The following is a 22,962-nucleotide window of genomic DNA, read 5'->3' on the forward strand; positions in this document are numbered from 1 at the left end:
TTTGGACCCTGATTTACCGGATCCCTTAGGCCCTGATCACCGGCTGCTCGTTCGTCATGGGTTCGTCGGTCACGCCACCGAAGTTGAGGTTCGGCAGCACACCCCTCCGTCCCTTCGGGACCTTGAGGATGACCTTGGTCCCGGCGTTCGGCGCGGTCTCCACCACGAGCGCGTACTCGGCGCCGAACACGGTCCGCATGCGGTCGTTGATGTTGCCGATGCCGACGTGCGCGCCGGTCTGGTGGGCGTCCTTGATGTCGTCGAGCCGGTCCGGGTCCATGCCGACGCCGTCGTCCTCGACGCTGATCAGGGCCTCGTTGCCGTTGTCCTCGGCGGTGATGGTCAGCATGCCGCCGCCGGGCTTCTTCGCGAGGCCGTGGCGGACGGCGTTCTCGACCAGCGGCTGCAGCACGAGGAACGGCAGGACGACCTGCAGCACCTCGGGTGCGATCCGCAGCCGGACGTTCAGGCGGCTGCCGTACCGGGCCTGCTCGATGGTCAGGTAGCGGTGGATGTTGGTCAGCTCGTCGGCCAGCGTCGTGAAGAGGCCGTCCGTGCGGAACGAGTACCGCGTGAACTCGGCGAACTCCTGCAGCAACTCGCGGGCGTGCGCGGGGTCGGTGCGGATCAGCGACGAGATGGTGTTCAGCGCGTTGTAGACGAAGTGCGGCGAGATCTGGGCGCGCAGCGCGCGGACCTCGGCCTGGGCCAGCGCCTGGCGGGACTTCTGCAGCACCTCGAGCTCGAGCTGCGTCGAGACGAACCTGGCGGTCTCCTCGGCCATGCGGATCTGGCGCTTCGAAGCCACGCCGCTGACCACGATCAACGTGCCGGTGACGTCGCCCTCGACGCGCAGTGGGACGACCACCGCGCTGTGCAGCGAGCACGGGCCCTGCAGCTCGCAGCCGAGCTTGCGGTGCTCGATGTGCTCCTTGCGGTTGTTGGTCACCGCGTGGGCGATGGTGTCGCGCAGGTACTCGTAGTGGTCCGCGGCCCCGCCGTCCCAGGACAGGACCGTGCCGTCGGAGTCGGTGATGGCGACCGCGACGCACCGCAGCATCTCGCGCAGGTGGGGTGTGGCCTTGTCGGCGGCCTCCTGGGTGAGCCCTTCTCTGAGGTCGGCGGACGCCTTCGACATGCGGTGCAACATGTCCATCACGGCATCCTCGACCGAGGTGCTCACGCGCCTCGCCCGACACAGCATCACGAACAGGCCGAGCACGGCCAGGGTCGCGATGACACCGAGCACAGCGCGCTCGGTCAACAGGTCACCCACGGGCACCATGCTGTGCTGCTGACACCCGTGTAGGCAAGAGGCGCGGCCGGTGACGACCCGGTCGGTCCACCGATCCGGGTAGACATCCGATGAATTTCAGTGGAGTGTGTGTCCGTGAAAGTGGCTCTGCTTGCTACGTGCCTCACGGACACGTTCTTCCCGTCGACCGCACGCGCCGTGGTCCGCCTGCTGGAACGACTCGGTTGCGAGGTCGCCTTCCCCCTCGACCAGACGTGCTGCGGGCAGATGCACTTCAACACCGGCTACCGGAACGACGCGGAGTCGTTGGCGCGCAAGTACACCGAGGTCTTCTCCGGCTACGACCACGTCGTTGCTCCATCCGGCTCATGCGCCGGAATGGTCCGCGAGATCTACCCGGAGATGGGCGTCTCGGCGGGCCCGATGTACGAGCTGTCGGAGTTCGTGGTGGACGTGCTGGGCGTGACGGACGTCGGCGCGTGGTTCCCCCACCGGGTCACCTACCACCCCACCTGTCACTCGTTGCGCATGCTGGGCGTCGGCGACAAGCCGTTGCGGCTGCTCAGGGCGGTGCGCGGGCTCGAACTGGTCGAGCTGCCGGCCGCCACGAGCTGCTGCGGGTTCGGCGGCACGTTCGCGATCAAGAACGCGGAGACGTCGACCGCGATGCTCACGGACAAGATGAAGTGCGTGCTCGACACTGGCGCCGAGGTGCTGTCCGCCGGCGACAACTCGTGCCTGATGCACATCGGCGGCGGCCTGTCCCGGCTGCGTGCGGGCGTGCGGCCCGTGCACCTCGCCGAGATCCTGGCCTCGACGGAGGAGGAGCCGTGGGCACACGCAACCCCGTGACGTGGCTGGGCAGCCCGACGTTCCCGAAGGCCGCCCGAGAGGCGCTCGCCGACACCCAGCTCCGGCAGAACCTGCGCAAGGCGACCGGCACCATCCGCGGCCGGCGCGCCGCCGCCGTCGCCGAGATGACCGACTGGGAGAACCTGCGACTCGCCGGTGAGGCGATCAAGAACGACGTGCTGTCGCGCCTGGACACGTTGCTGGTCCAGCTCGAGGAGGCGGTGACGGCCCGCGGCGGCGTCGTCCATTGGGCGCGCGACGCGGCCGAGGCCAACGAGATCGTGCTGCGACTCGCCCGCGAGGCCGGCACCGACGAGGTCGTCAAGGTCAAGTCGATGGCCACCGCCGAGATCGGCCTCAACGAGGCGCTGGAGGCGGGCGGGGTCAAGGCGATCGAGACCGACCTGGCCGAGCTGATCGTGCAGCTCGGCGACGACCGGCCGTCGCACATCCTCGTTCCCGCGATCCACCGCAACCGCTCGGAGATCCGCGACATCTTCCAGCGCCGCATGGGCATCTCCGTGTCCGACGAACCGGCCGAGCTCGCCGAGGCCGCGCGGCGCTACCTGCGGCAGAAGTTCCTCACGACGCGGGTCGCGGTGTCCGGCGCGAACTTCGCGGTGGCCGACACGGGGTCGATCGTCGTGCTGGAGTCCGAGGGCAACGGCCGCATGTGCCTGACGCTGCCGGAGACGCTGATCACCGTGATGGGCATCGAGAAGCTCGTGCCCACGTGGCAGGACCTCGAGGTGTTCCTGCAGCTGCTGCCGCGTTCGTCGACCGCGGAGCGGATGAACCCCTACACGTCGGTGTGGACCGGCGTGACGCCCGGCGACGGCCCTTCTTCGTTCCACCTGATCTTGCTGGACAACGGCCGGACCGCGACGCTCGCCGACTCCGTCGGGCGGCAGGCCTTGCGGTGCATCCGGTGTTCGGCGTGCCTGAACGTGTGCCCGGTGTACGAGCGGACCGGCGGCAAGTCGTACGGCTCGGTCTACCCCGGACCGATCGGCGCGATCCTCACGCCCCAGCTGGTCGGCGACATGCACGACCCGCTGTCGGCCTCGCTGCCGTACGCGTCTTCGTTGTGCGGCGCGTGCTTCGAGGTGTGCCCGGTGCGGATCGACATCCCGCAGGTGCTGACGCATCTGCGGGCGGAAGCCGTTGAGGCGAAAGGACGTACGGCCGAGTCGATCGCGATGGCCGCGGCCGCTTGGGTGTTCGCCTCGGCTTCGCGGTACGAGCGTGCGCAGAAGCTCGGCTCGCTGGCGCGGTTCATCGCGCGCGACGGGCGGATCACGTCGCTGCCGTGGCCGGGCTCGAAGTGGACGTCCTCGCGGGACGTGCCCGCGCCGCCCGCCGAGTCGTTCCGGAGCTGGTGGAGGAAGAACCGTGGCTCGTGACGAGATCCTGCGGCGGATTCGGGCCGCACGGGTGCCTGCCGCCGCGCCGGCCATCCGGAACTACAACCGCACCGGACCCGGTGGTGTCGAGCTGTTCGCCGAACGGGTCGCCGACTACCGCGCGATCGTCCACGTGGTGACGGACGTGCCCGCGAAGCTGCGGGAGTTGTTGCCGGGCAAGCGGATCGTGGCGCCGGATGTTCCTTCGTCGTGGTTGATCGACGGGGTCGAGTGGCTGCGCGACCCGTTGACCATCGACGAGCTCGATGGCGCGGACGGCGTGCTGACCGGGTGCGCGGTGGCGATCGCCGACACCGGGACCATCGTGCTGGACGGCGGTGAGGCGCAGGGGCGGCGGGCGTTGACGCTGCTGCCCGACTACCACGTGTGCGTGGTGCGGGCGGACCAGGTGGCGGCGTCGGTGCCGGAGGCGTTGGCGCGGCTGGAACCCACGCGGCCGCTGACGTTCATCAGCGGCCCGTCGGCTACCAGCGACATCGAGCTCAACCGGGTGGAGGGCGTCCACGGCCCGCGCACGCTCGAGGTCCTGATCGTCACTTGAGCAGGCGGGACAGCCTCCGGTCGGCCAGCGGTTTCCCGCCGGTCTGACAGGTCGGGCAGTACTGGAAGGCCTTGTCGGCGAACGACACCTCGCGCACGGTGTCGCCGCACACCGGGCAGGGCAGGCCGGTCCGCGCGTGCACCCGCAGGCCGGACCGCTTCTCCCCCTTGAGCCGCGCGGCGTCCTGCCCGACCGAGCGGTCGACCGCGTCGGTCAGCACGGAGATCATCGCGGCGTGCAGGCCGTCGAGCGATTCCTTGTTGAGCTTCCCGGCGGTCGCATAGGGCGAGAGCTTCGCGGTGTGCATGATCTCGTCGGAGTAGGCGTTGCCGATGCCCGCGATCAGGCCCTGGTCGGTCAACGCCGTCTTCAGCCGCTCGGTGCGGCCGGACAGCAGGTCCTCCAGCTCGCCCCGGCTGAGGGAGAGCGCGTCCGGCCCGAGCCTGGCGATGCTCGAGACCTCGGACGGGGACTTCACGATCCACGCCGCGAGGCCCTTCTTCGTCCCGGCCTCGGTGAGGTCGAAGCCGGGGCCCTGGCCGGGCGGGCCGAGGTGCACGCGCAACGCGAGGGGGCCGCGCCCCTGCTTGGGTGGTGGGGCGGAGAGAGTGTCCGACCAGCGCAGCCAGCCGGCGCGCGCCAGGTGGACGACCAGGTGCAGGCCGTCGCAGTCCAGGTCGAGGTGCTTGCCGAACCGGCCCGCACCCGTCACGGTGCGGCCGTGCAGCGCGGTCCATGGTGGGTCGAAGGTCTTCAGGACCTGCAGTGAGGCGACGTCGACGCGGTGCACGGTGCGGCCGACCGCGTGTTCACGCAGGTGGTGGGCTAGGGCTTCTACCTCGGGTAGCTCCGGCACCCCACCAGTGTCACATCAGTTCGCCAGACTTGTAGAACACAGCGCTGCAGCACGCCATCGATGGCCTGCAGCGAGTGTGTGAACTCCATCAATCGACCGGCTGCAGCACGCCATCGACGTCGGGAAGCGAGTGCATCTCGATCGTGCGCGCCACGCGGGCGGCCTCCTGGCGGACGGCCAGCGGGCCGCGCACCGAGCCGACCCAGCGCTCCGGCGGCAGGTCGTCGGGCGTCGCCTTGCTCTCCGCGACGAGCGTGTGCGGGCGGCGGATCAGCCAGCGGACCGGGAAGAACCCGGCCAGGAAGATCAGCGCCAGGATGAGCCAGCCGGGGATCACGACCTGCGACGGCGTCCACGCCACCAGGACCACCGCCATGATCAGCAGCAGGCCGGCCATCATCACGCCCGGCAGCACGCCACCGCTCACATCGTGCTCGAAGTCGTCCGAGGCCACCGGGTTCCGCCACTCGACCCGGCTGTGAACCGTCCACATCCGTCCGTCGGCACCGCGCACCAGCCGCGTCATAACCCGTCTCCCACGCTCGTCACACTGGGTGCGACAACCGTACCGCCTGTCCGATGAGCCCTGTGGGTGAACTACGTCGGGGTCTGCTTCGGCGTCGGGTACAGGGTGAACGTCGTCGGCGTGGCCGTTGAGGGAGCCGGGGAACTGGTCGTCGACGCGGGCGTGTCGAGCGCCCGGAGCTGCGTCGTCGTGGTCGTGGTCGTCGACAACGACCGCTCGGTCGGCCCGGCGGAACCGGACTGCGAACGCGTCGGCGTGGACGTCGAGGTGACCACGGGCTGTGACAGCTGGGTCCGGGCCGGCTTCACCACCTGGGGTGGTCCGACCGGGTTCTGCACCGGCACGACGTGGTCGGCGACCTCCTCGTTGTGCCCGCTGCTGACCGTGCCGATCGGCGCCTGGCCGGTCGGCGACGAGCCGCTCGACGACGAGATCGCGAGCACGGCGTTCTGGTCGGGGTGCACGACCCCCGGACCGGCCGACCCGCTGAACGCGCTCGCCATCACGCCGAACAGGCCGATCGTGGCCACGCCCGCCGCGGCGAACGCGAGCTTCACGCGGCCGAGCACGATCGAGCCCTTCGCGACCAGCGCGGTGCCGACCCCGAGCGTCGCCGGCACCACCAGCAGCTCGGCGTGCGACCGCAACGTCGCGCAGACGTCGTTCAGCTCGGCCTGCAGCGCGGTGCACGACGCGCACGACCGCAGGTGCTGGTCGATCCGCCGCGCCTCGACGCCCTGGACGCCGCCGGCGGTGTACGTGCCGAGCTTCGCGCGCACGGACGCGCATGTCGAACGACCGGCGTCGTCGGCCAGGTGGGCCTGCAGGTACGCCGCGCGCAGGCCTTCGCGGGCCCGGCGGGCCAGCGCGGACATGGCATTCGGCGAAAGACCGAAGTGCGGCGCGACGGTCGCGGGCCGTTCACCCTCGACCTCGACGCGCCACAGCACCACGCGCCACCGTTCCGGCAGGCTGGTGAACGCACGGGTGATCAGGCTGTGCTCGGCGCGCCGCAACGCGTTGTCGGCCACCGGCTCCACGCGCCGCGAGAGCTCCTCGTCCTCGACCGGCACGTCCCGCCTGCGACCGCTCCACTCCCACGCCACGCGCCGCGCGACCGTCAGCAGGTACGTGCGCACGTGGTCCGTGGGACCGCTACCACGGCGGATCGCCTGCAGCATCCGGAAGAACGACTCGGCGGTGAGGTCGTCCGCCTCGGCCGGCTCACGGACGTGGCGAAGCGAGAATCTGCGGACCGCGTCCGCGTGCCGGGAGAACAGCTCGCCGTATGCGGAGTCGTCGCCCTCGCGCACCCTGACCAGCAGCTCCCGGTCGACCTCGTTCTCGTCGACCATCACGCGCTTCAACTTGCCAGAACCCGGCTGACCTGCCCAGTCCGCGCACACACCTCGATAACCAAGACCATCCTTTCGTCGTGAGCTGATCAGCGGAACGCATCCGGTGACGAGACGATTACAGGTGGGCGTCAAGGGTGAGTTGAAGGCGTGCGCACGGGCTATCTTCAGCCTGTGGTCGACTGGCGGGAACGGGCTCTGGCACTCGTGCCGGAGCTTCGTGGTGCCGCCGAACACGAGTCGTGGTCGTGCCATGTCTTCTTCTCCGAGCTCTACCAGCTGGTGATGGAAGCGCACCGCGCCGGCGACGACGACGTCCTGCGCCGCGCGTACGGGTTCGCGCACTGGTGCTTCCAGCAGTCGGAGCAGTTCCTGGAGAACGCCGCTCTGGTGAGCTTCTACGAGCACGTGTTCGACGACTGGGACCTGCGCGACGAGGTCGCCCCCTGGTTGCCGATCGACGTGCTGCCGAAGGTGCGGGCGCTGTGGGAGTGGCGCTGGCCTGCGGAGAGGTTGACCGAGGTAGATCGACTTCTGGCCGGACTGCAGCCCCCCGGTCGAGACGCGGTTTGAGGGTTGGTATAGTTCTCGGCGTACCGATGAGGTGCACGCGGATGTAGCGCAGTTGGTAGCGCATCACCTTGCCAAGGTGAGGGTCGCGAGTTCGAGTCTCGTCATCCGCTCTCGAATGGAAGGCTCACGCTCACGGAGAGCGTGAGCCTTTTTCGTTCGCCATCACATTGGGGGCCGAGCCCCCAAACCCCCGCCGGGGGCAAGCCCCCGGACCCCCAGAAGGCTCCTCAGCCCACAGCGTGGGCTTTTTTCGTGCGTCCGGCCGAATCGTGCCAAGGTGGATCCGTCTGTTCGAGCTGAGCCGATAGGACTGGAGACCATGGCCACCACCCGCAAGGCAACCACGCACTGGGAAGGCTCCCTCTTCGAAGGCCAGGGAGAGGTGACGCTGGAGTCGTCCGGCATCGGGACCTACGCCGTCAGCTGGCCCTCCCGCGCCGAACAGGCGAACGGCAAGACCAGCCCCGAGGAGCTGATCGCGGCCGCGCACTCGTCGTGCTTCTCGATGGCGTTCTCCAACGGCCTGACCAAGGCGGGCACGCCGCCGCAGTCGCTGGACACCTCCGCCGAGGTGACGTTCGTGCCCGGCACCGGCATCACCGGCATCCACCTGACCGTGCGCGGCGTCGTGCCCGGCATCGACAACACCGCGTTCGTCGAGGCCGCCGAGAACGCCAAGGAGAACTGCCCGGTCAGCCAGGCGCTCGCCGGCACGAAGATCACGCTGGACGCGGCGCTCGCCTGAACCAGCCATTCGGCGCACAGAATTCTGTCAACGTCAACGCGTAAATTGGCGCCGACCCAAGTCGTCGGGGGCTGACGACAGGATTCGAAACGTTGATCATCCGGTTACTCGGGCCGGTCGAACTGACCGGCCCGCACGGAGTTGTACCTCTCAAAGGCGCAGGACAACGCACGCTCGTCGCCCGGATGGCCGTCCGGCCGGGCGAAACCGTCCAGCGCACCGCGCTCGTCGACGCGCTCTGGTCGGACAACGCACCGGTCACGGCCACGAAGACGCTGCACAGCCTCCTTGCGCACCTGCGCAAGGAGCTGCGCGACGCCGGGCTCGACGAGGTGATCGCCACGCGCGACCCCGGCTACGCGCTGCACGTCCCGGTCGACAGCGTCGATGTGATCAAGTTCCAGACACTCGCCGCGGAAGGCCGCGCGCTGACCGAGCAGGATCCGTGCGGGGGCGCGGAGAAACTGCGGGACGCGCTCGCGTTGTGGACCGGCGACCCGCTCGCCGACTGCCGCCCCAGCGAGTGGGCGCGGCACGAGGCGACGCGGCTCGGCGAGCTACGGCTGGACGTGACCGAGGACCTGATGTTCGCGGACCTCACGCTGGCGCGGCACGCGGCCGTCGTCGGTGAGCTGGCCGCGCTCGTCGAACGACATCCGTTCCGCGAACGGCTCTGGGAGCTGTTCATGCTCGCGCTCTACCGGTGCGGGCGGCAGGCGGACGCGCTGGCCGCGTTCCAGCGGGCGCGCACGACCATGATCGAACAGCTCGGCATCGAGCCGGGTTCGGGACTGCGCGCGCTGGAAGCCGCCGTGCTGCGCAACGATCCCGCGCTGGACCCCGCGGGCGCGTCGGTGCGGATCACGCGGCAGGGCAACCTGCCCGCGGAGGTCACCGGCTTCGTCGACCGGCCGGAGACCGACGACGTGGCGAAGCTGCTGGCGGAGCACCGGATGGTGACGCTCACCGGCGTGGGCGGCGTCGGCAAGACCCGCCTCGCCGTGCACATCGCACGGCAGCTGCAGGCCCAGTTCGCCGACGGCGTGTGGGTGGTCGAGCTGGCCGCGTTGCGCGACCGGGCGCTGGTGCCGCACACGGTGGCGGAGACGCTGCGGATCGTCGACCAGACCGGACGTGGCCTGCTCGCGGTGCTCACCGAGCACCTGCGTGACCGGGAGACGTTGCTCGTGCTGGACAACTGCGAGCACGTCGTCGACCACAGCGCGATCCTCGCGGACACGTTGCTGCGCGCCGCTCCCGGACTGCGGATCATCGCGACCAGCCGCCGGCCCCTGCGCGTGTACGGCGAGCAGGTGCTGGCGGTGGCGCCGATGTCCGTGCCGCATCCGGCGTCCACGCTGTTCGCGCAACGGGCGGACGCCGCCGTGCCCGGCAGGTTCCGGATCACCGCGGACAACGAGGTGGCGGTCGCGGACCTGTGCCGCCGGCTCGACGGGATCCCGCTCGCGATCGAGCTCGCGGCACTGCGCGTGCGCACCCTGTCCCCCGCGCAGCTGCTGTCCAGATTGGACGATCGGTTCAAGGTCCTCAACGAGGGCGGGCGCAACGCGTTGCCGCAGCACCAGACCCTGCTCGCGACCATGGACTGGAGCTACGACCTGTGCTCGCCGCGCGAACAACTGCTGTGGCACCGGGCGTCGGTGTTCGCGGGCGGCTTCGATCTGGAGGCCGCGGAGGCCGTCTGCTCGGACGGTCAGCTCGAGATGGACGTCGTCTTCGACGCCGTGGACGGTTTGGTGGACAAGTCCGTGCTGCTGCGCGAGGAACGCGACGGCGTGGCGCGCTACCGGCTGCTGGAGACCGTGCGCCAGTACGGCCAGGCGAAGCTGCGTGCCGAGGGTGACGAACGACAGCTGCGCCGACGACATCGCGACTGGTACCTCGACATCGCCGAGGAGGGCGAACGCGCCTGGTTCTCCGGAGAGCAGCCGGGGACGGTCGGCCGGATGACCGCCGAGCGCGGCAACCTCCGCGCGGCGCTGGAGTTCTCGCTGACCACACCGGGCGAGGCCGATCTGGGCCTGCGGCTCGCGGGAACGCTGTGGTTCTACTGGGTCGGCTGCGGCCGGCTCGCCGAGGGACGGCACTGGCTGAACTGGGCGCTGTCGCTGGACACCGAGCCGAGCGAGGCACGCTGCAAGGCGATGTGGGTCAGCGCGTACGTGGCGACGTTGCAGGGCAACACGTCCGCGGTGCCGAGCCTGGTGCGGCAATGCAACACCGACGCCGCCCTCCTGGGTGACGAGCACTCCGTGGCCTACGCCCGGTACGTCATGGGTGCCGCGGCCGTCTTCGAGGACGACCTGGAGCAGGGCGCGGAGCTGTTGCAGCAGGCGTACCGGCGGCACGTGGAGCTCGGGCACCTGGACAGCAACGTGATCATGTCGCGGGTCGCGCTCGCGATGACCGTGGCGTTCCGGGGCCGGCTCGACGAGGCAGAGCAGCTGTGCGCGGACGCGCGGCGCGAGTGCGAGGAGTACGGCGAGCAGTGGGCGCTGGCGTACGCGTTGTACGTGCTCGCGTTCGTCGCGACCGCCCGCGGTGACGTCGAGGGCGCCCGGACCCTGGCGCTGGAGTCGTTGCGCATCAAGGAACGGTTCGACGACCTGCTGGGCATCGCGCTGGCCGTCGAACTGCTGGCGTTGCTCGCGGTCCTCACCGGCAAGGCCGACCTCGCTGCGCTGCTGCTGGGCGGCGCGGACCGGGTGTGGCGGTCGGTCGGTCTGCCGCTCTTCGGTTCGGCGAACTTCGCGTCGGCGCACGAGCAGTGCGTCGCGCTCGCCCGCCACGCCCTCGGCGACGGCTACGAGGCGGCGTTCGCGCGGGGCAGCGGCATGACGACCGCGCAGGTGGTAGCGCGTGCGCAGTCGTGACGCAACCTGCGCGCAGCCACGCTGGGCGACGATGCGAACCATGACAGCGACGAGTGTGCGAATGCCCGACGCGGCGACGGTCGAGGAGGTGCTCAAGCTCGCGTCGAGGGCCCCTGCGCTCGACCTGGTGCCGCCGACCCGCTGGCGCATCGGTGTCGACCGGGTCGAGCTGATCACCACCAGGACCGACGACGCCGCGCTGATCGCATGCGGAGCGGCGCTGCACCACGTCCGGATCGGGTTCTCGGCGCTGGGTTGGTCGACCCGCGTGCACCGCAAGACCGAGGGCGACCGGCTCGCGACCGTGTTCCCGCGCTGGGACCTCGACCCGGCCATGTCTGATCCGATGGTGTCCGAGGTGGCCTCCGCGGCGGCGATCTCGATCCGCCGGGCCGATCCGCGGCCGTTCGCCGACCAGGAGGTGCCGGTCTCGGCGTTGACGTGGCTGCTGCAGGCCGCCCAGGCGGAGGAGGCGTCGCTGGTGCCGGTGTCGAAGGACCGCGGCGTGGTGATGTCGCTGGTGATGAAGGACCCGCTGCGCGCCGGTGAGGCGTTGAGCTCGGTACTGCTCGCCGCCACGGTGTGGGGCCTGGCCAGTCACGCCCGGATGGTGCACGGAAACGTGCTGGTCAGAGTGGGTTGGCCGGTACCGAACTCCGAACCTCTGCCGCATTCCGCGCGCTGAGCTTGCGTCCGTCGGGGACGATGTCCCTGTGGCAACGGACTTCGACCGGCAGCTCACGCTCGCGCAGCTCGCGGGCGACCGCTGGAGTAAGCCGGGGCCCGAGTCCACCTGGGTGTACCGCGAGCTGCACAAGCTCCGGCGCCGGCCGGTGCGCCAGCTGTGCCCGATGGATCTCCGCGAGCTGGTCACGCACCACGTCGCGCTGGAGTTCACGGTGCCGCTCGCGCTCGAGGAGGTGGAGGAGGACCCGCTGGTGGAGGCGTACATGTACAGCGGTGATCTGCTGGCCAGCATCCTGTACGTGGACCACTCCTTCTGGGAGGACCACGCGTGCCTGCGCGACCGCGTGTCGGCGGTACTCGACCAGCTGCGCGACCGGCCGTACCTGGAGGACGGCCTGATCGCCGCGGCGGAGTCGTTCCCCGGCTAACCGCGCATTAGGCACTCCTTTACCGCTTGCTGCGGGAATTGGTGCATGTCCACCAAGAAGATCCTCACCGCGGCCGCCCTCGTGCTGACCTCGGTCGCCACCACCCAGGTCATCACCGCGCCGACCGCCTCGGCGGAGACGTGCAAGGCGTCGTACTACACCGGCGGCGGCACCACCGCGTCCGGCGAACCGTTCAACCCCAACGCTCTCACCGCCGCGCACAAGACGTTGCGCTTCAACACACGCGTGAAGGTCACGAACCGCAACAACGGCAAGTCCGTCATCGTACGAATCAACGACCGCGGTCCGTACATCCGCGGCCGCTGCATCGACCTGACACCACGGGGTTTCAAGGCTCTGGCACCGCTCTCGGCGGGTGTCATCCCGGTTACTGTGACTGTTGTTTGATGAACAATTAATGCGATCCGCTTGACCCGATCGAGTGAACAAGATAGGCAATCCGGGTGCTCGGCGGAATGAGCGGACCAGGGCGCCTCGGCATGGGTGCGCTCATCGGGGCTGCCCTGGCCGCGGTACTCACCATCGTCGGTCCCCAGTCGCCGCTAGCAGGTGGCGCGGCGCCCGTCGACGTCACGATGTCCAAGCAGTCGCCCAAGATGACCGTCTCACTGGTCAACACGCCGACGTCGCTGCCGTCGGACTCGAGCTCCAGCTCGGCGCCGTCGTCCACCACCACCACGAAGCCGTCGTCCTCGTCGGCGGCACCGACGACGACCACCACAACGGTCGCCGTCACGACGCCGCCCAAGCCGACGACCACCAAGCCCCCGCCACCGCCGACGACCACCACGACGACGAGGCCGTGCGGGCTGATCTTCTGCTAGCCGGTGACCTTGAACGGGTCGTGGTCGGTCAGGATCTTGTCGAGCCGTGCTCGGTCAACCCGGCTGGCGATGTAGCCGTCCTCCTGGCGGTCACGGATGACCTTCGCCAGGGTGAACGCCGAGGTGACGGTGTAGAGCATCGCGATCCCCAGGAACGCGCGCACCCACCCGTCCACCGGCAGGAAGAAGACCCCGAAGGCCACGGAGGTCAGTGAGAGCCCGAAGGAGACGACCGCCTGGGCGTAGAAGGCCGGCGTCGTCGAAACCGATGGTGCAGTCATGTTCACGAGAGTCCTGGCTCACACCCCGGGACGTCATGAGTACTGCTACTCAAAAGGGCCCGCCTGGCAGGCGGGCCCTTTCGCGTTCTAGGCCTTGCGGCGCCTGGTGAGGAGCAACGCCCCGGCGCCGGCGATCAGTGCCAGCACGCCGGCGACCCGATCACGATCCGTGCTAGTCGGCGATCTTGAGCCCCGCCGGGCACGAGACGCCGGTGCCGCCCAGCCCGCAGTAGCCGTACGGGTTCTTGGCCTCCGACAGGTACTGCTGGTGGTACTCCTCGGCGTAGTAGAACTCCCGCAGCTCGGCGATCTCCGTGGTGATCTTCCCGTGCCCGGACGCGTCCAACGCCGCCTGATAGACGGCAGCCGAAGCCTCCGCCGTCACCCGCTGCCCCTCGTCCGCCCAGTAGACGGCCGACCGGTACTGAGTTCCGACATCCGCGCCCTGCCGCATGCCCTGCGTGGGGTCGTGGCCCTCCCAGAAGATCCGCAGCAAAACCTGATAGGGCAGCTCGGCGGGATCGAACACGATCAGCACGGCCTCGGTGTGCCCGGTGAGACCGGAGCAGACCTCTTCATAGGTGGGGTTCGGCGTGTGGCCGCCCGCGTAGCCGACGGCCGTGCTCCACACACCAGGTGTCTGCCAGAACAGGCGCTCGGCGCCCCAGAAGCAGCCCATGCCGACGACGGCGGTCCGCAGACCGGATGGAAACGGCAGGCTGAGCGGGCGGTCGGTGAACACCGCGTGGGAAGGTGGCACCGGAATGGGGGTCGATCGGCCCGGCAGGGCCTCGGCAGCACTGATCACCCGGGTCTTGTCCCGGCCGAACCACACCATGGGTTGAATGTACTGGCCAGCAGGACAACCTGGGCATTCACACTGAGTGCAAAGGCCTGGTGGCATAGTCTCCCTCCGGCACGAGGCACGAGGGACTCCGCAGTGAGAGGGACGCCAGATGGGGTGGCAGGAAGAGCTGAGGGCGCTCGACGAAGCGGTCGCGGCGGGGCGGATTTCTCCTGACCAGCACCGCGCACGGCGCGATCAGCTGCTCGCGGCGGCGTCCAGCGGTGGAGCTCAGCCTCAGCGGTGGGTCGCGACGCCGCCCGCACCGGGCGACGCGGACCGCACGCAGGTCGTCTCAAGTGGTGGACAGCAACCGGAAGCCGACCGGACTCAGGTCGTTCGCACGGACGCGGACAAGACCCAGTTCGTTCAGGTTCCCGCGTTCCAGCAGCCGGGGCCGCAGCAGACCGCCCCGCCGTGGGCCGCCGGTGACCAGAGCTTCGGCGTGCCCGGCTGGCAGTCGCAGGGCATGCACGGCCCGGAGGTGTTCGACGAGGGCGGCGGCAAGTCCAAGCTCGTCCCGATCCTGATCGGCGTGCTGGTGCTGGCGTTGATCGGCGGCGGCGTGTGGTTCTTCGCGTTCCGCGACTCGGGGACCGACGCGCAGCAGAACCCGCCGTCCAGCTCGGCTCAGCCGGTCGACGCACCCGCGTTCAACGCGATCCTGCCGGAGCCCAACGGCACGCCGAGCCCCAAGAACGGTGAGTACACCGTCGACAAGGCCAAGGCTGCCGGAGTCATCAGCGAGAAGGACGCCAAGGCGATGCAGGCCGCGGGCGTCGAGAAGGTGTTCGACAAGGTCGCGAGCAGCGCCGGGGTCGGCCAGGCCGTCGCCGCCTATGTCGCCAAGGACGAGCAGTCCGCCAAGGAACTCGCCAAGACCCTGGTCGACAACATGAAGACCGGTGGATGGTCCACTGTGGAGCAGGTGGACGTGCCGGAGAACGTGACGCTGATGAAGATCGCGGCCAACGACCAGTTCCTGTACCGCGGGGTCTACACGTCCGGCAAGGTCACGATCCGCGTCGCCACGGCCGGGCCGAGCACGATCCCGGACCAGGAGATCGGCAAGAAGTTCAACGAGTTCCTGATGCAGGTCCTCAAAGCCGTCAAGGTCGACTGATGTCGGTCGCCGAGGCAGAGCAGACCGAAGAGCGGACGGAGGACCCACAGCCCAGGAGACGCGTGTCGTCGCGCCTGCTGCTGTGGGCCGTCGTCCCGATCCCGGCCCTGCTGGCGATAGCGGAGGCGCTGCGGTCGCCGCGGATGAACTTCAACGACTACTGGACGATCCTCGCCAAGGTGACGTGGCCGGACGGCTCGTTGCGGTCCGGGCAGCTCTTCGACCTGTACAACGAGCACCCGATCACGCTCGTCGGGCCGTTGTTCTGGCTGGACGCCAAGTTCTTCCACGCCTACAACTACGTGCTCGGCCTGTTCAACGTCCTGCTGGTCGCCGTGATCTTCGTGGTGCTGGTCCGCATGCTCCCGGCGCGGCTCACCGGCACCGCCCGCGTCGCGGTCATCGCCGGACTCTCGCTGCTGCTGTTCTCGTCGGCCGCGCTCGAGTTCTTCGGCATGGGCATGAGCGGACTGCACTGGCTCGTCGGCCTCGTGCCCGCGGTCGTGGCCGTGTATTTCGCCCAACGTGGACAGACGGTCCTCGCGGCGGTGTTCGCGGCGATCGGCTGCTTCGGGCACGGCAGCGCCTTTCCGGTGTGGGTGGCGCTCGCGCTGATCGCGTGGCTGCGCCGCGACCGGTTGTGGCAGGTGCTGCTGCCGATCGGACTCGGTGTCGTGACGATCGTGTTGTGGCTGCTGCCCGCGCGCCCGCCGTCGTATCCGGCGCCCACGTTGCTCGGCGCGGACACGATCCTCGGCACCACGGTCGCGACGCTCGGCCAGGTGTTCGCGGCGCGCAGCACGGACCTCGCGTTCGTCGCCGGCACGATCATCGCCGCGTTCATCGCGTTCGTTGTCGTCAAAGGACTGCGTGATCGGTCCACTGTGGACGACGCGGGCTGGGTCGGGCTAGCCGTGCTGGTCGTGCTCGTCGCGGTGATGGTCGGCATCAGCCGGGCGAAGTTCAACACCGGTGAGGGCCTGACCCCGCGCTACGCCATGATCGCGTTGCTGGGCGCGGCCGCGTTCCTCGTGCTGGTGACGCGGTTCCGGCGGCAGGTCGTGCCGCTCACGCTGCTCATGGGCGTGACGACCTACGCGGTCGGCAGCGCGCACGCGACCGACGTGCGCGCGAACTATCCGCAGCAGCCGATGCTGGCGGTGGCGATGCGCGTCGAGGCGCCGTCGGTCATCGAGAACATGAACTCCACCAAGGCGGTCCTGCCGATCCTGCGGTCGCTGAAGGCGTATCCCTTCACGGACGACTTCACGCTCGGCTGCGGCAAGTACGAGCTGGGCTCGCTCGTCGACATGAGCCAGGTGGCGGAACTTCCCGGCCCGGTCGGGTCTTCGAAGACGGCGGGCGCCGTCGAGACCGGACCGGTCACGGGCGACACGAAGATGTTCGGCTGGGCCGTGATCGACGGTCACGCGGCGGACTGCGTCATGGTGGTGGACGGCGGCAGCGTGGTCGTCGGAGGCGGCGCCGTCGGCGTGCCGCGCCCGGACGTGGCGGAGACGACGCACGGCACCGGCCGCGCCGGCTGGCACGCGGTCGCGAAACCCGGTGTCCAGGACGCCAAGGTTCTGGTCCGTTCGGGCGAGCGGTTGTATCGGATCAGCCTCGTCATCAAGGTCTGAGCACGCGCACTGAACCGGGGCAGTCACAATGTGCCCGGTCAGGCAACACATGGAGGGGCCAGATGTCCTGGCAAGAGGACTTGCAGGAGCTCGACAGCGCGTTGGCTGCCGGGCGCATCTCGGCGGACGACTACCGCCGTCGCCGGGACGAATTGCTCACCGCGGCGGCGGGGCAACCCGCCGCACCGCAACAACCACAGCAGCAACAGGGTCCGTTCCCGCCCCCGTTCAAATGGGGTCCCGGCCCGGCCCAGCCGCAGCAGGACAACCCCGATCGCACCCAGGTCGTGTCCCCGCAGCAGCAGCAACCCCCGCAACAACCACAGCAGCCCGCGCAGGACTCCGACCGCACGCAGTTCGTGCGCCCGGTCACGGGTCCACAGCCTCAGCAGCAGATGCCGGGGCCGGCCGACCGCACCCAGGTCGTGCCGGGACCGAACAGCGGCGGCTTCCCCGCGCAGTCGTGGGACCAGGGCGGCGGCTGGGGCCAGCAGGACGTGATCTCGCCGCCGCCGTGGGGCGCCGGAGCGTCCGGGGTCGATGCCTGGGGACAGAAGCAGGGTCCCGAGGTCTTCGACGACGAGTCGAAGGGCGGCAAGGGCAAGATCATCCTGATCGTGCTGATCGTCCTGCTCGTCGCCGGACTCGGTGTGGGCGCGTACTTCCTGTGGGGTCGCGGCGGTGGCGGCGGTCCCACGGACCAGACCACCGCGCAGCAGCAGTCGACCACGCAGGCGCCGACCACCACGACCAAGCCGAAGACCGTGCCCGAGGGGCCGTTCGTCGAGGTGCCGGGCAAGGTCTCGCAGTTCAAGACGCTGTCGATCGAGGAGGCGCTGGCCGCCAAGGTCCCGACGCTGGAGGAAGCGCAGATCCTGCAGGGCGCGGGCGTGTCCGAGGTGCGGTTCGCCGTGAGCACCGACGACGCGGCCGGTCTGTCGCAGGGCATCTGGGCGTTCAAGGCCGGTACCCCCGCGACGGCGCTGGACAAGATCGACGCGCTCTACCAGGCGGCCAGCTTCGAGCTCGTGCCCACCGCGCCGACCGGCGTGAAGGTCCGGCACCTGCCGCTGACGGCCGCGAACAAGGTCGCGACGTACCGGGCGCACTACATCAACGGCGACTTCGTCGTTCGCGTCGAGGCGTACGGCGCGGACGAGGCGACCGTGAAGGCCGCCTTCGACACGCTCCTCGAACGTCAGCTGGCGGAACACCCCGCCAAGTAGGGGACTACGGACGGGGTGAGACGCCGCACTCGGCCATCACCTCGTCCACCTCGGCGTCGAACGCCTTCCAGGAGAACCAGGTGCGCGCGATGTCCAGCAGCTGACGCTGGACATCGCTCCACAGCTCGTCGTCGGACAGCAACGCGTGCACGCGTTCGACCATCTCCGCGGACGACTCGGCCACCAGGTGGCGCTCCAGCTCGGAACCGAGCCGAAGTCCTTCCGCGCCAACGGGAGTCGTCACGAACGGCAGGCCCGCGGCCATCGAGTCGAGGAACTTCAGCTTCACGCCCGCGCCGAACCGCATCGGCACGACCTGCACGCGCGTCCGGCCCAGCCAGTAGGCCGGGCTCGGCACGCGGCCGACGACGTCGATGTACTCGGACGCCAGCGCACGCACCGCGGGCGTCGGGTCGGCGCCGATCACGGACATCGTGAGATCCGGGTGCTTCTCCCGCAGTGCCGGGAGAACGTCCGCGACGAGGTCGAGCACCGCGGTCTCGTTCGGCGTTCCCGGTCCGCCCATGAAGCCACCGAAGTACGAGATGCCACGGCGTTCTGACACGGTCGGCACCCGCGGTCCGATCTCGACCGGATACCCGACGACCTTGATCGCGGTGTCCGGCGCGATGCTCGTCGCCCACTCCGCCTCGATCTCGGTGACGCACACGCCGACGTCCGCCCAGCGGAACGCGGCCTCCTCGACCGCGCGCTGCTCTTCGAGTTCCTGCTGCAGCCGCGCCCGTTCGCTGTCACTCGAAGCGGCGCGCACGTACTGCTCGGCCCGGCGGTGGAACAACGCCTCGGCGTCGTAGACCTTCACTGCCTGCGGCTGGCTCTGCGCCACCGCGTCCGCGATCCACTGGAAGTTGTGCGGGCGCATGGCGATCACCACGTCGTACAGCCCGGCCCGCTCGGCGAGGATCTGGAACGGGCTGGAGTGCTGCCACACCACCTCGATGCCCAGCTCCTGCAACGCGGGCGCGTACGCCTCGGCGCGCAGGATGTCCCTGGCGAGGAACGTGACCCGCCGGTTCGGCGAGGCGAGCGACTCCAGCAGCCGGTGCGTGCGCGGGTCGCCGCTGCCGCGGTCCGCGTTCGGCACACGGTCGTCCACGACGAGGATCCGCTCGTCCACGATCGCGTCGCGCGCGAGGTAGAACAGCGGCCGCTTCTCGAACTTCGGCGGCAGGGCGGGCCGGCCCGCGAGGTCGGAGCCCCAGCGCCGCAGGAACGTGCTGTGGTTGACCTCCATCAGCTCCTTGGCCGTCTTGCCGTCCGACGAACCGTGCCGCTGGTGCATCACCGTGGAGCGCGGGTCGACCCGGACCGACCACCCGGCCGCGCGCAGCGCGAAGGCCAGGTCGACGTCCTCGAAGTAGGCGGTGTCGTAGTCGGACGAGAAGCCGCCGACGTGGTTGAACGCCTTGCGGCGCACCAGGAGGCACGCGGCGGAGGCGTAGTCGACGTCGTGCGGGAACATCTGGTTCTCGGGGCCGAGCGGGGCGCCGTCGCCCCAGGCGCGGCACCAGCCGTCGCCGCCGACGACGGACCCGAACTCCTGCACCTCACCGGTCTGGTCGCGCATGATCGGCGCGACCGCGCCGACGCGTTCATCCGAGTCGAGCACGTCGACGAGCGGCTCCAGCCAGCCCGGCGCCACCTCGACGTCGGCGTTGAGGAACAACACGTACGGCGCCCGCGCGTCGAGGACACCGCGGTTCGAGCCCGCGCCGAACCCGACGTTGCGGCCGACGACGTGCCCGCGCGCGCCGCGCATGTGCTCACCGACGAAGCGATCGGTGCCGTCCGGCGAACCGCTGTCGACGACGATGATCTCGTGCGGAATGGTCGTGTGCTCGGAGACCAGGTACAGGCAGCGGTTGAGCATGGCCCGGCCGCCGTAGGACACCAGCACGATCGACACCTGCGGTGTCATGGTCACGACCCGGACCTCCTGAACCGGCCGTAGGTCGTGCGCAGCGGACGGCTCCAGCGCAACAGCTTCGTGTCGCGCAACCGGGCGAGTTCCTCGCTGTCGTGCTTGAGCTTCTCGACGGGTACGCCCTCGTACATTCGCAACGCCTGGAGTTCCTCGATCTTCTCCAGCAACGCGTTGCGCTCGACGGTCTGCCGCTGCCGCAGCTGCCGGTAGGCCTTGCGCAGCAAAGCGTTCTGCCGGGTCAGGTCGGCGATCCGCGCGGCCGCGTCACCGCCGCGCTCCTGCCACGCCGACTGCGCGATCTCGGCGATCCGGTCGAAGTGCGCGTCCACGCGGGCCTGGAGCTGCCGCAGCAGATCCGGGTTCGCCGGGCGGACGAACGCCGCGCGAATGGCGTTGGACAGCGTGTCGGCGTCGACACCACGCTGGTCGGGCGCACCCATCGTGGCGGCGAGCGCCTCGAGCTTGCTCTGCCCGTTGAGGTCGAGGATCACCCACGGCTTGCCGTGGACGAACGCCGCGATGTTGGCGTGGAAGCTCATCGCGATCACGCCGGCCGAGCCCCAGATCGCGGCGAGCACGTCCTCGGGCGGCTGGCCGCTCGGCAGCCGGTAGACGGTGCGCCCGGTGAGCCGCTGCTCCAGTGCGTCGGCGAACGCGCCGTCGCCGTGGATCGGACCGGTCTCCAGCAGCACGATGTCACCGGTGACGGCCTCGTCGAGCGCCCAGTCGATGACCTTCGCGAGCTCGGCGACCTGCGGGATCGCCGACCGGTTCGCGTGCACGATCAGCGCCGGCCGCTCGGCCGGGTACCAGCCCATGAACTTGAGGTAGCGCAGCCGCTCGGCGAGCACCGACTCGTCGGTCAGCCGGTCGAGCAGGAAGCCGATGTCCGGCACGACGTCCACATCGGACTCGACGCCGCACGCGCGGAGGCGTTCGAGGGACAGCTCGTCGCGCACCGCAACGTAGTCGCGGCGGCTGACCGAGTCCTTGATCGCCCCGGCCTGCTCGGGCGTCGGCAGGAACGGGATGCCGACCGCGTTCCACACGACCGGGTGGTTCTTCTCGTACTCGGCGCCGAGGCCCTCGACGAAGAACCGGCTGGGCGCCCGCCTGGTGAGCGCCTCGGCGGTCGCGCCGTACGCGGGAGCGAGCAGCTCGTCGCGGTAGTGGATGATCTCGCCGCCGCCGATCAGGGTGAGGTCGGCGGCCTGCGACAGCTGGTGGACGCGCTCGGGGCTCCACTCGCCGAGCGACTCGGCGACGAGGCCGCCGTCCATCCGGCACGGGTGCTCGTCGCCGTAGGGGGAGTACGGGCGGACCCGCCAGCCGACGAGGCGACGGGTGATCTCCTGCTCGGTGACGCGCGGAAAGAGGTGGTCCCCGAAGTTGTCGAGGTCGAACGTCCCCCACACCGCGACCGTGCCGACCGGCCGGTTGGTGTCCTGACTGCTGCTCACGACGGAACTGTAACGGTCCTGGCCCCGCTACTTGGGCCGCTTCGCCAGCTCCGCGGCGATGCGGTCGATCACCCCTTGGTCCAGCAGCGGGTTGACCCCGCCGACCAGGCTCCGTTCGGCCGCCTCGAAGACGACCACGTCCTTGTCCGCGAGCATCGCGCCGACCTTAGTGGGGTCCTGCGGGACGCGGTCGCTGTTCTGCAGGGTGATGTCCGAGAACGGCGCGACGACGTACTGCCCGACGTAGAACGTGAACGAGTCGCCGAGCATGCCGACCTTGCCGCCGATGATCCCGGTGCCGGTCGACTGCGTCATGTGCACCGGCTCCGTGGGGCTGGGCGGCACCGGCCGCGTCGCCACCGAGATCCCGTCCGGCGCGATCTTGTACGACCGGAGCGTGACCGTGTTCTGCTCGCCGAGCAACGGCGGCAGGTCGCCGGGCAGCTGGACGTTGCGGCCGTCGGTCACCTTCCACGACGTCGAGACGCCGGGCTTGATGTTCTCCGCGATCGCACGCGTCAGGACGACGCCGCCGTCGTGCGTCCAGTGCGTGTCGAACTTCGAGTAGACCGGTGCCTTGGTCCGTTCCTTGGCGGCGTCCAGACCGGGCCGCAGGTCGATCGCGCCGGCCTCGGGCCCGATCCGCTGCCAGAAGGCGTCGCGCGCCTTGGCCGCGCAGTCCTTGCCGAAGTACCGCGCGGGCAGGAACTCGGGGACCATCGTCGTCTTGTTCGGCGCGACCACGAAGACGAACTTCCGCCCGGACGACTCGACCGCGGCCCGCAGCTTGCGCAGCTGCCCGATGACCTCGTCCATCGACCGGGTCGGCTGACAGGCGCCCTTGACGTCGAACCCGTAGTACAGCCAGTCGTTCTTACCCTCGATGACCTCGGCGAACGCGCTCGGTTCCGGTCCGTCGAGCGACGGGTCGCGCGTTGTCGTGGGCGTCTGCGGCGCGGGCACGGGCACCGGCCCGATCGGCGCCGGCTTCTTACCGATCTTGGGCGTCTCGCCGAAGATCTCCTTGCTGATCCAGCGCTCGGTCGCGACCGCCTGCTTGCGCAGCGGCGTGTGGTCGGTCGCCCACCGGTCGAGCCCGCCGAAGAAGTTCCAGCCGGCCGGGAAGTCGGCCAGCTTGCGGTTCTCGAACGCCTCGGGCTTCACGCCGACGATGAGCAGCAGCACGGGGACGCAGAAGAAGATGAGCGCGGAGACGAGGGCGGTGCGCTGCCGTTCGCCGTGGCGCGGCCGGTACAGTGCGTGTTCCTTCGGCAACCACGATTCGTGGACTGGAGGAAGCTTGACCCGCACGCGGCGAGCTTAGCGAGTCGTTCCCTGCTGCAACCCCGTTTACGTGCTACACGTCTATCTGTGTGGGTGCTCACCCAGACGGAGGCGACATGTGGATCAGCGTGACGTTAGTCACATTGGCAAGTTTGGCCTTTTTGACGCGAACCGTAGC

Annotated in this window: 22 protein-coding genes and 1 tRNA gene; 14 read left to right on the forward strand and 9 right to left on the reverse strand. The window is 69.7% G+C overall.

Going from position 1 to position 22,962, the window contains the following annotated elements; translation table 11 throughout:
• Positions 1–25: 25 nt before the first annotated feature.
• Positions 26–1,285, reverse strand: coding sequence for a histidine kinase (locus QSK35_RS23710; protein ID WP_285749650.1), 1,260 nt, complete (start codon positions 1,283–1,285; stop codon positions 26–28).
• A gap of 111 nt (positions 1,286–1,396) precedes the next feature.
• On the opposite strand from QSK35_RS23710, the gene QSK35_RS23715 reads away from it, so the two are divergent.
• Genes QSK35_RS23715 through QSK35_RS23725 form a run of 3 tightly spaced genes read left to right on the forward strand, consistent with a single transcriptional unit; the run spans position 1,397 to position 4,072 of the window.
• The gene (locus QSK35_RS23715) at positions 1,397–2,107 is read left to right on the forward strand and encodes a (Fe-S)-binding protein (RefSeq protein WP_285749781.1); all 711 of its coding nucleotides are present in this window, start codon (positions 1,397–1,399) and stop codon (positions 2,105–2,107) included.
• Positions 2,086–3,510, forward strand: a complete 1,425-nt coding sequence (locus QSK35_RS23720) for a LutB/LldF family L-lactate oxidation iron-sulfur protein (RefSeq protein WP_285749651.1) — start codon at positions 2,086–2,088, stop codon at positions 3,508–3,510. Before QSK35_RS23715 ends, QSK35_RS23720 begins: the two co-directional genes overlap by 22 nt.
• Entirely contained in the window at positions 3,500–4,072 is a 573-nt protein-coding gene (locus QSK35_RS23725) for a LutC/YkgG family protein (RefSeq protein WP_285749652.1), read from the forward strand. The genes QSK35_RS23720 and QSK35_RS23725 overlap by 11 nt, the downstream gene beginning before the upstream one ends.
• Here the strand turns inward: QSK35_RS23725 and QSK35_RS23730 are convergent.
• From QSK35_RS23730 to QSK35_RS23740, 3 genes are all read right to left on the reverse strand, one after another.
• Positions 4,065–4,928 carry an Fpg/Nei family DNA glycosylase gene (locus tag QSK35_RS23730; RefSeq protein ID WP_285749653.1) on the reverse strand — a complete coding sequence of 288 codons (864 nt, stop codon included), beginning with the start codon at positions 4,926–4,928 and terminating at the stop codon, positions 4,065–4,067. The genes QSK35_RS23725 and QSK35_RS23730 overlap by 8 nt on opposite strands.
• Positions 4,929–5,016: 88 nt before the next feature.
• Complete coding sequence (locus tag QSK35_RS23735; protein ID WP_285749654.1) at positions 5,017–5,454, reverse strand: DUF983 domain-containing protein; 438 nt, start codon at positions 5,452–5,454, stop codon at positions 5,017–5,019.
• A 71-nt stretch (positions 5,455–5,525) separates the two neighbouring features.
• The gene (locus QSK35_RS23740) at positions 5,526–6,809 is read right to left on the reverse strand and encodes a sigma-70 family RNA polymerase sigma factor (protein WP_285749782.1); all 1,284 of its coding nucleotides are present in this window, start codon (positions 6,807–6,809) and stop codon (positions 5,526–5,528) included.
• Positions 6,810–6,983: 174 nt separating this feature from the next.
• Here QSK35_RS23740 and QSK35_RS23745 point away from each other — a divergent pair, with 174 nt between their 5' ends.
• The 8 genes from QSK35_RS23745 (at position 6,984) to QSK35_RS23780 (ending at position 12,981) form a co-directional block, all read left to right on the forward strand.
• Positions 6,984–7,382, forward strand: a complete 399-nt coding sequence (locus tag QSK35_RS23745; RefSeq protein WP_285749655.1) for a DUF7674 family protein — start codon at positions 6,984–6,986, stop codon at positions 7,380–7,382.
• 37 nt (positions 7,383–7,419) lie between these two features.
• A tRNA-Gly gene (locus QSK35_RS23750) sits at positions 7,420–7,492 on the forward strand.
• A gap of 209 nt (positions 7,493–7,701) precedes the next feature.
• Positions 7,702–8,127 (forward strand): OsmC family protein, encoded by a 426-nt coding sequence (locus tag QSK35_RS23755; protein ID WP_285749656.1) that lies wholly within the window; start codon positions 7,702–7,704, stop codon positions 8,125–8,127.
• A 92-nt stretch (positions 8,128–8,219) separates the two neighbouring features.
• A complete protein-coding gene (locus QSK35_RS23760; RefSeq protein ID WP_285749657.1) occupies positions 8,220–11,021 on the forward strand; it encodes an AfsR/SARP family transcriptional regulator in 2,802 nt (933 codons plus the stop codon).
• A gap of 40 nt (positions 11,022–11,061) precedes the next feature.
• Positions 11,062–11,706, forward strand: a complete 645-nt coding sequence (locus QSK35_RS23765; RefSeq protein WP_285749658.1) for a hypothetical protein — start codon at positions 11,062–11,064, stop codon at positions 11,704–11,706.
• 28 nt (positions 11,707–11,734) lie between these two features.
• Positions 11,735–12,136: a contact-dependent growth inhibition system immunity protein gene (locus tag QSK35_RS23770; protein ID WP_285749659.1), complete on the forward strand. Its 402-nt coding sequence runs from the start codon at positions 11,735–11,737 to the stop codon at positions 12,134–12,136.
• Between the two features lie 45 nt (positions 12,137–12,181).
• The gene (locus QSK35_RS23775; RefSeq protein WP_285749660.1) at positions 12,182–12,544 is read left to right on the forward strand and encodes a septal ring lytic transglycosylase RlpA family protein; all 363 of its coding nucleotides are present in this window, start codon (positions 12,182–12,184) and stop codon (positions 12,542–12,544) included.
• Between the two features lie 68 nt (positions 12,545–12,612).
• A complete protein-coding gene (locus QSK35_RS23780) occupies positions 12,613–12,981 on the forward strand; it encodes a hypothetical protein (protein WP_285749661.1) in 369 nt (122 codons plus the stop codon).
• Here QSK35_RS23780 and QSK35_RS23785 read toward each other — a convergent pair.
• Complete coding sequence (locus QSK35_RS23785; RefSeq protein WP_285749662.1) at positions 12,978–13,262, reverse strand: YiaA/YiaB family inner membrane protein; 285 nt, start codon at positions 13,260–13,262, stop codon at positions 12,978–12,980. The genes QSK35_RS23780 and QSK35_RS23785 overlap by 4 nt on opposite strands.
• A gap of 172 nt (positions 13,263–13,434) precedes the next feature.
• Positions 13,435–14,100 carry a peptide-methionine (S)-S-oxide reductase MsrA gene (msrA, locus tag QSK35_RS23790; RefSeq protein WP_285749663.1) on the reverse strand — a complete coding sequence of 222 codons (666 nt, stop codon included), beginning with the start codon at positions 14,098–14,100 and terminating at the stop codon, positions 13,435–13,437.
• A 118-nt stretch (positions 14,101–14,218) separates the two neighbouring features.
• Between msrA and QSK35_RS23795 the strand changes: the two genes are divergently transcribed.
• The 3 genes from QSK35_RS23795 to QSK35_RS23805 all read left to right on the forward strand — a co-directional run bounded on the left by QSK35_RS23795 (position 14,219) and on the right by QSK35_RS23805 (position 18,095).
• A complete protein-coding gene (locus tag QSK35_RS23795; RefSeq protein ID WP_285749664.1) occupies positions 14,219–15,229 on the forward strand; it encodes a hypothetical protein in 1,011 nt (336 codons plus the stop codon).
• Positions 15,229–16,869 (forward strand): glycosyltransferase family protein, encoded by a 1,641-nt coding sequence (locus tag QSK35_RS23800; protein WP_285749665.1) that lies wholly within the window; start codon positions 15,229–15,231, stop codon positions 16,867–16,869. The genes QSK35_RS23795 and QSK35_RS23800 overlap by 1 nt, the downstream gene beginning before the upstream one ends.
• Positions 16,870–16,931: 62 nt before the next feature.
• Positions 16,932–18,095, forward strand: a complete 1,164-nt coding sequence (locus tag QSK35_RS23805; protein WP_285749666.1) for a hypothetical protein — start codon at positions 16,932–16,934, stop codon at positions 18,093–18,095.
• A 4-nt stretch (positions 18,096–18,099) separates the two neighbouring features.
• On the opposite strand, the gene QSK35_RS23810 is transcribed toward QSK35_RS23805, so the two are convergent.
• Genes QSK35_RS23810 through QSK35_RS23820 form a run of 3 tightly spaced genes read right to left on the reverse strand, consistent with a single transcriptional unit; the run spans position 18,100 to position 22,811 of the window.
• A complete protein-coding gene (locus QSK35_RS23810; RefSeq protein WP_285749783.1) occupies positions 18,100–20,034 on the reverse strand; it encodes a glycosyltransferase in 1,935 nt (644 codons plus the stop codon).
• Between the two features lie 2 nt (positions 20,035–20,036).
• Positions 20,037–21,500, reverse strand: coding sequence for a polysaccharide pyruvyl transferase family protein (locus QSK35_RS23815; protein ID WP_285749667.1), 1,464 nt, complete (start codon positions 21,498–21,500; stop codon positions 20,037–20,039).
• A gap of 27 nt (positions 21,501–21,527) precedes the next feature.
• Positions 21,528–22,811 (reverse strand): alginate O-acetyltransferase AlgX-related protein, encoded by a 1,284-nt coding sequence (locus QSK35_RS23820; protein ID WP_285749668.1) that lies wholly within the window; start codon positions 22,809–22,811, stop codon positions 21,528–21,530.
• Between the last annotated feature and the right edge of the window lie 151 nt (positions 22,812–22,962).

The organism is Lentzea sp. NBRC 105346, from assembly GCF_030269605.1.
In the GTDB taxonomy this organism is placed as follows: Bacteria; Actinomycetota; Actinomycetes; order Mycobacteriales; family Pseudonocardiaceae; genus Lentzea.

What these genes read in the sequence shown, in the direction of transcription:
- QSK35_RS23710 (WP_285749650.1), bottom strand. Translation starts at nt 1,285, where the DNA reads ATGGTGCCCGTGGGTGACCTGTTGACCGAGCGCGCTGTGCTCGGTGTC.
- QSK35_RS23735 (WP_285749654.1), bottom strand. Translation starts at nt 5,454, where the DNA reads ATGACGCGGCTGGTGCGCGGTGCCGACGGACGGATGTGGACGGTTCAC.
- QSK35_RS23740 (WP_285749782.1), bottom strand. Translation starts at nt 6,809, where the DNA reads ATGGTCGACGAGAACGAGGTCGACCGGGAGCTGCTGGTCAGGGTGCGC.
- QSK35_RS23755 (WP_285749656.1), top strand. Translation starts at nt 7,702, where the DNA reads ATGGCCACCACCCGCAAGGCAACCACGCACTGGGAAGGCTCCCTCTTC.
- QSK35_RS23765 (WP_285749658.1), top strand. Translation starts at nt 11,062, where the DNA reads ATGACAGCGACGAGTGTGCGAATGCCCGACGCGGCGACGGTCGAGGAG.
- QSK35_RS23775 (WP_285749660.1), top strand. Translation starts at nt 12,182, where the DNA reads ATGTCCACCAAGAAGATCCTCACCGCGGCCGCCCTCGTGCTGACCTCG.
- QSK35_RS23780 (WP_285749661.1), top strand. Translation starts at nt 12,613, where the DNA reads ATGAGCGGACCAGGGCGCCTCGGCATGGGTGCGCTCATCGGGGCTGCC.
- QSK35_RS23785 (WP_285749662.1), bottom strand. Translation starts at nt 13,262, where the DNA reads ATGACTGCACCATCGGTTTCGACGACGCCGGCCTTCTACGCCCAGGCG.
- msrA (WP_285749663.1), bottom strand. Translation starts at nt 14,100, where the DNA reads ATGGTGTGGTTCGGCCGGGACAAGACCCGGGTGATCAGTGCTGCCGAG.
- QSK35_RS23795 (WP_285749664.1), top strand. Translation starts at nt 14,219, where the DNA reads ATGGGGTGGCAGGAAGAGCTGAGGGCGCTCGACGAAGCGGTCGCGGCG.
- QSK35_RS23800 (WP_285749665.1), top strand. Translation starts at nt 15,229, where the DNA reads ATGTCGGTCGCCGAGGCAGAGCAGACCGAAGAGCGGACGGAGGACCCA.
- QSK35_RS23805 (WP_285749666.1), top strand. Translation starts at nt 16,932, where the DNA reads ATGTCCTGGCAAGAGGACTTGCAGGAGCTCGACAGCGCGTTGGCTGCC.
- QSK35_RS23810 (WP_285749783.1), bottom strand. Translation starts at nt 20,034, where the DNA reads ATGACACCGCAGGTGTCGATCGTGCTGGTGTCCTACGGCGGCCGGGCC.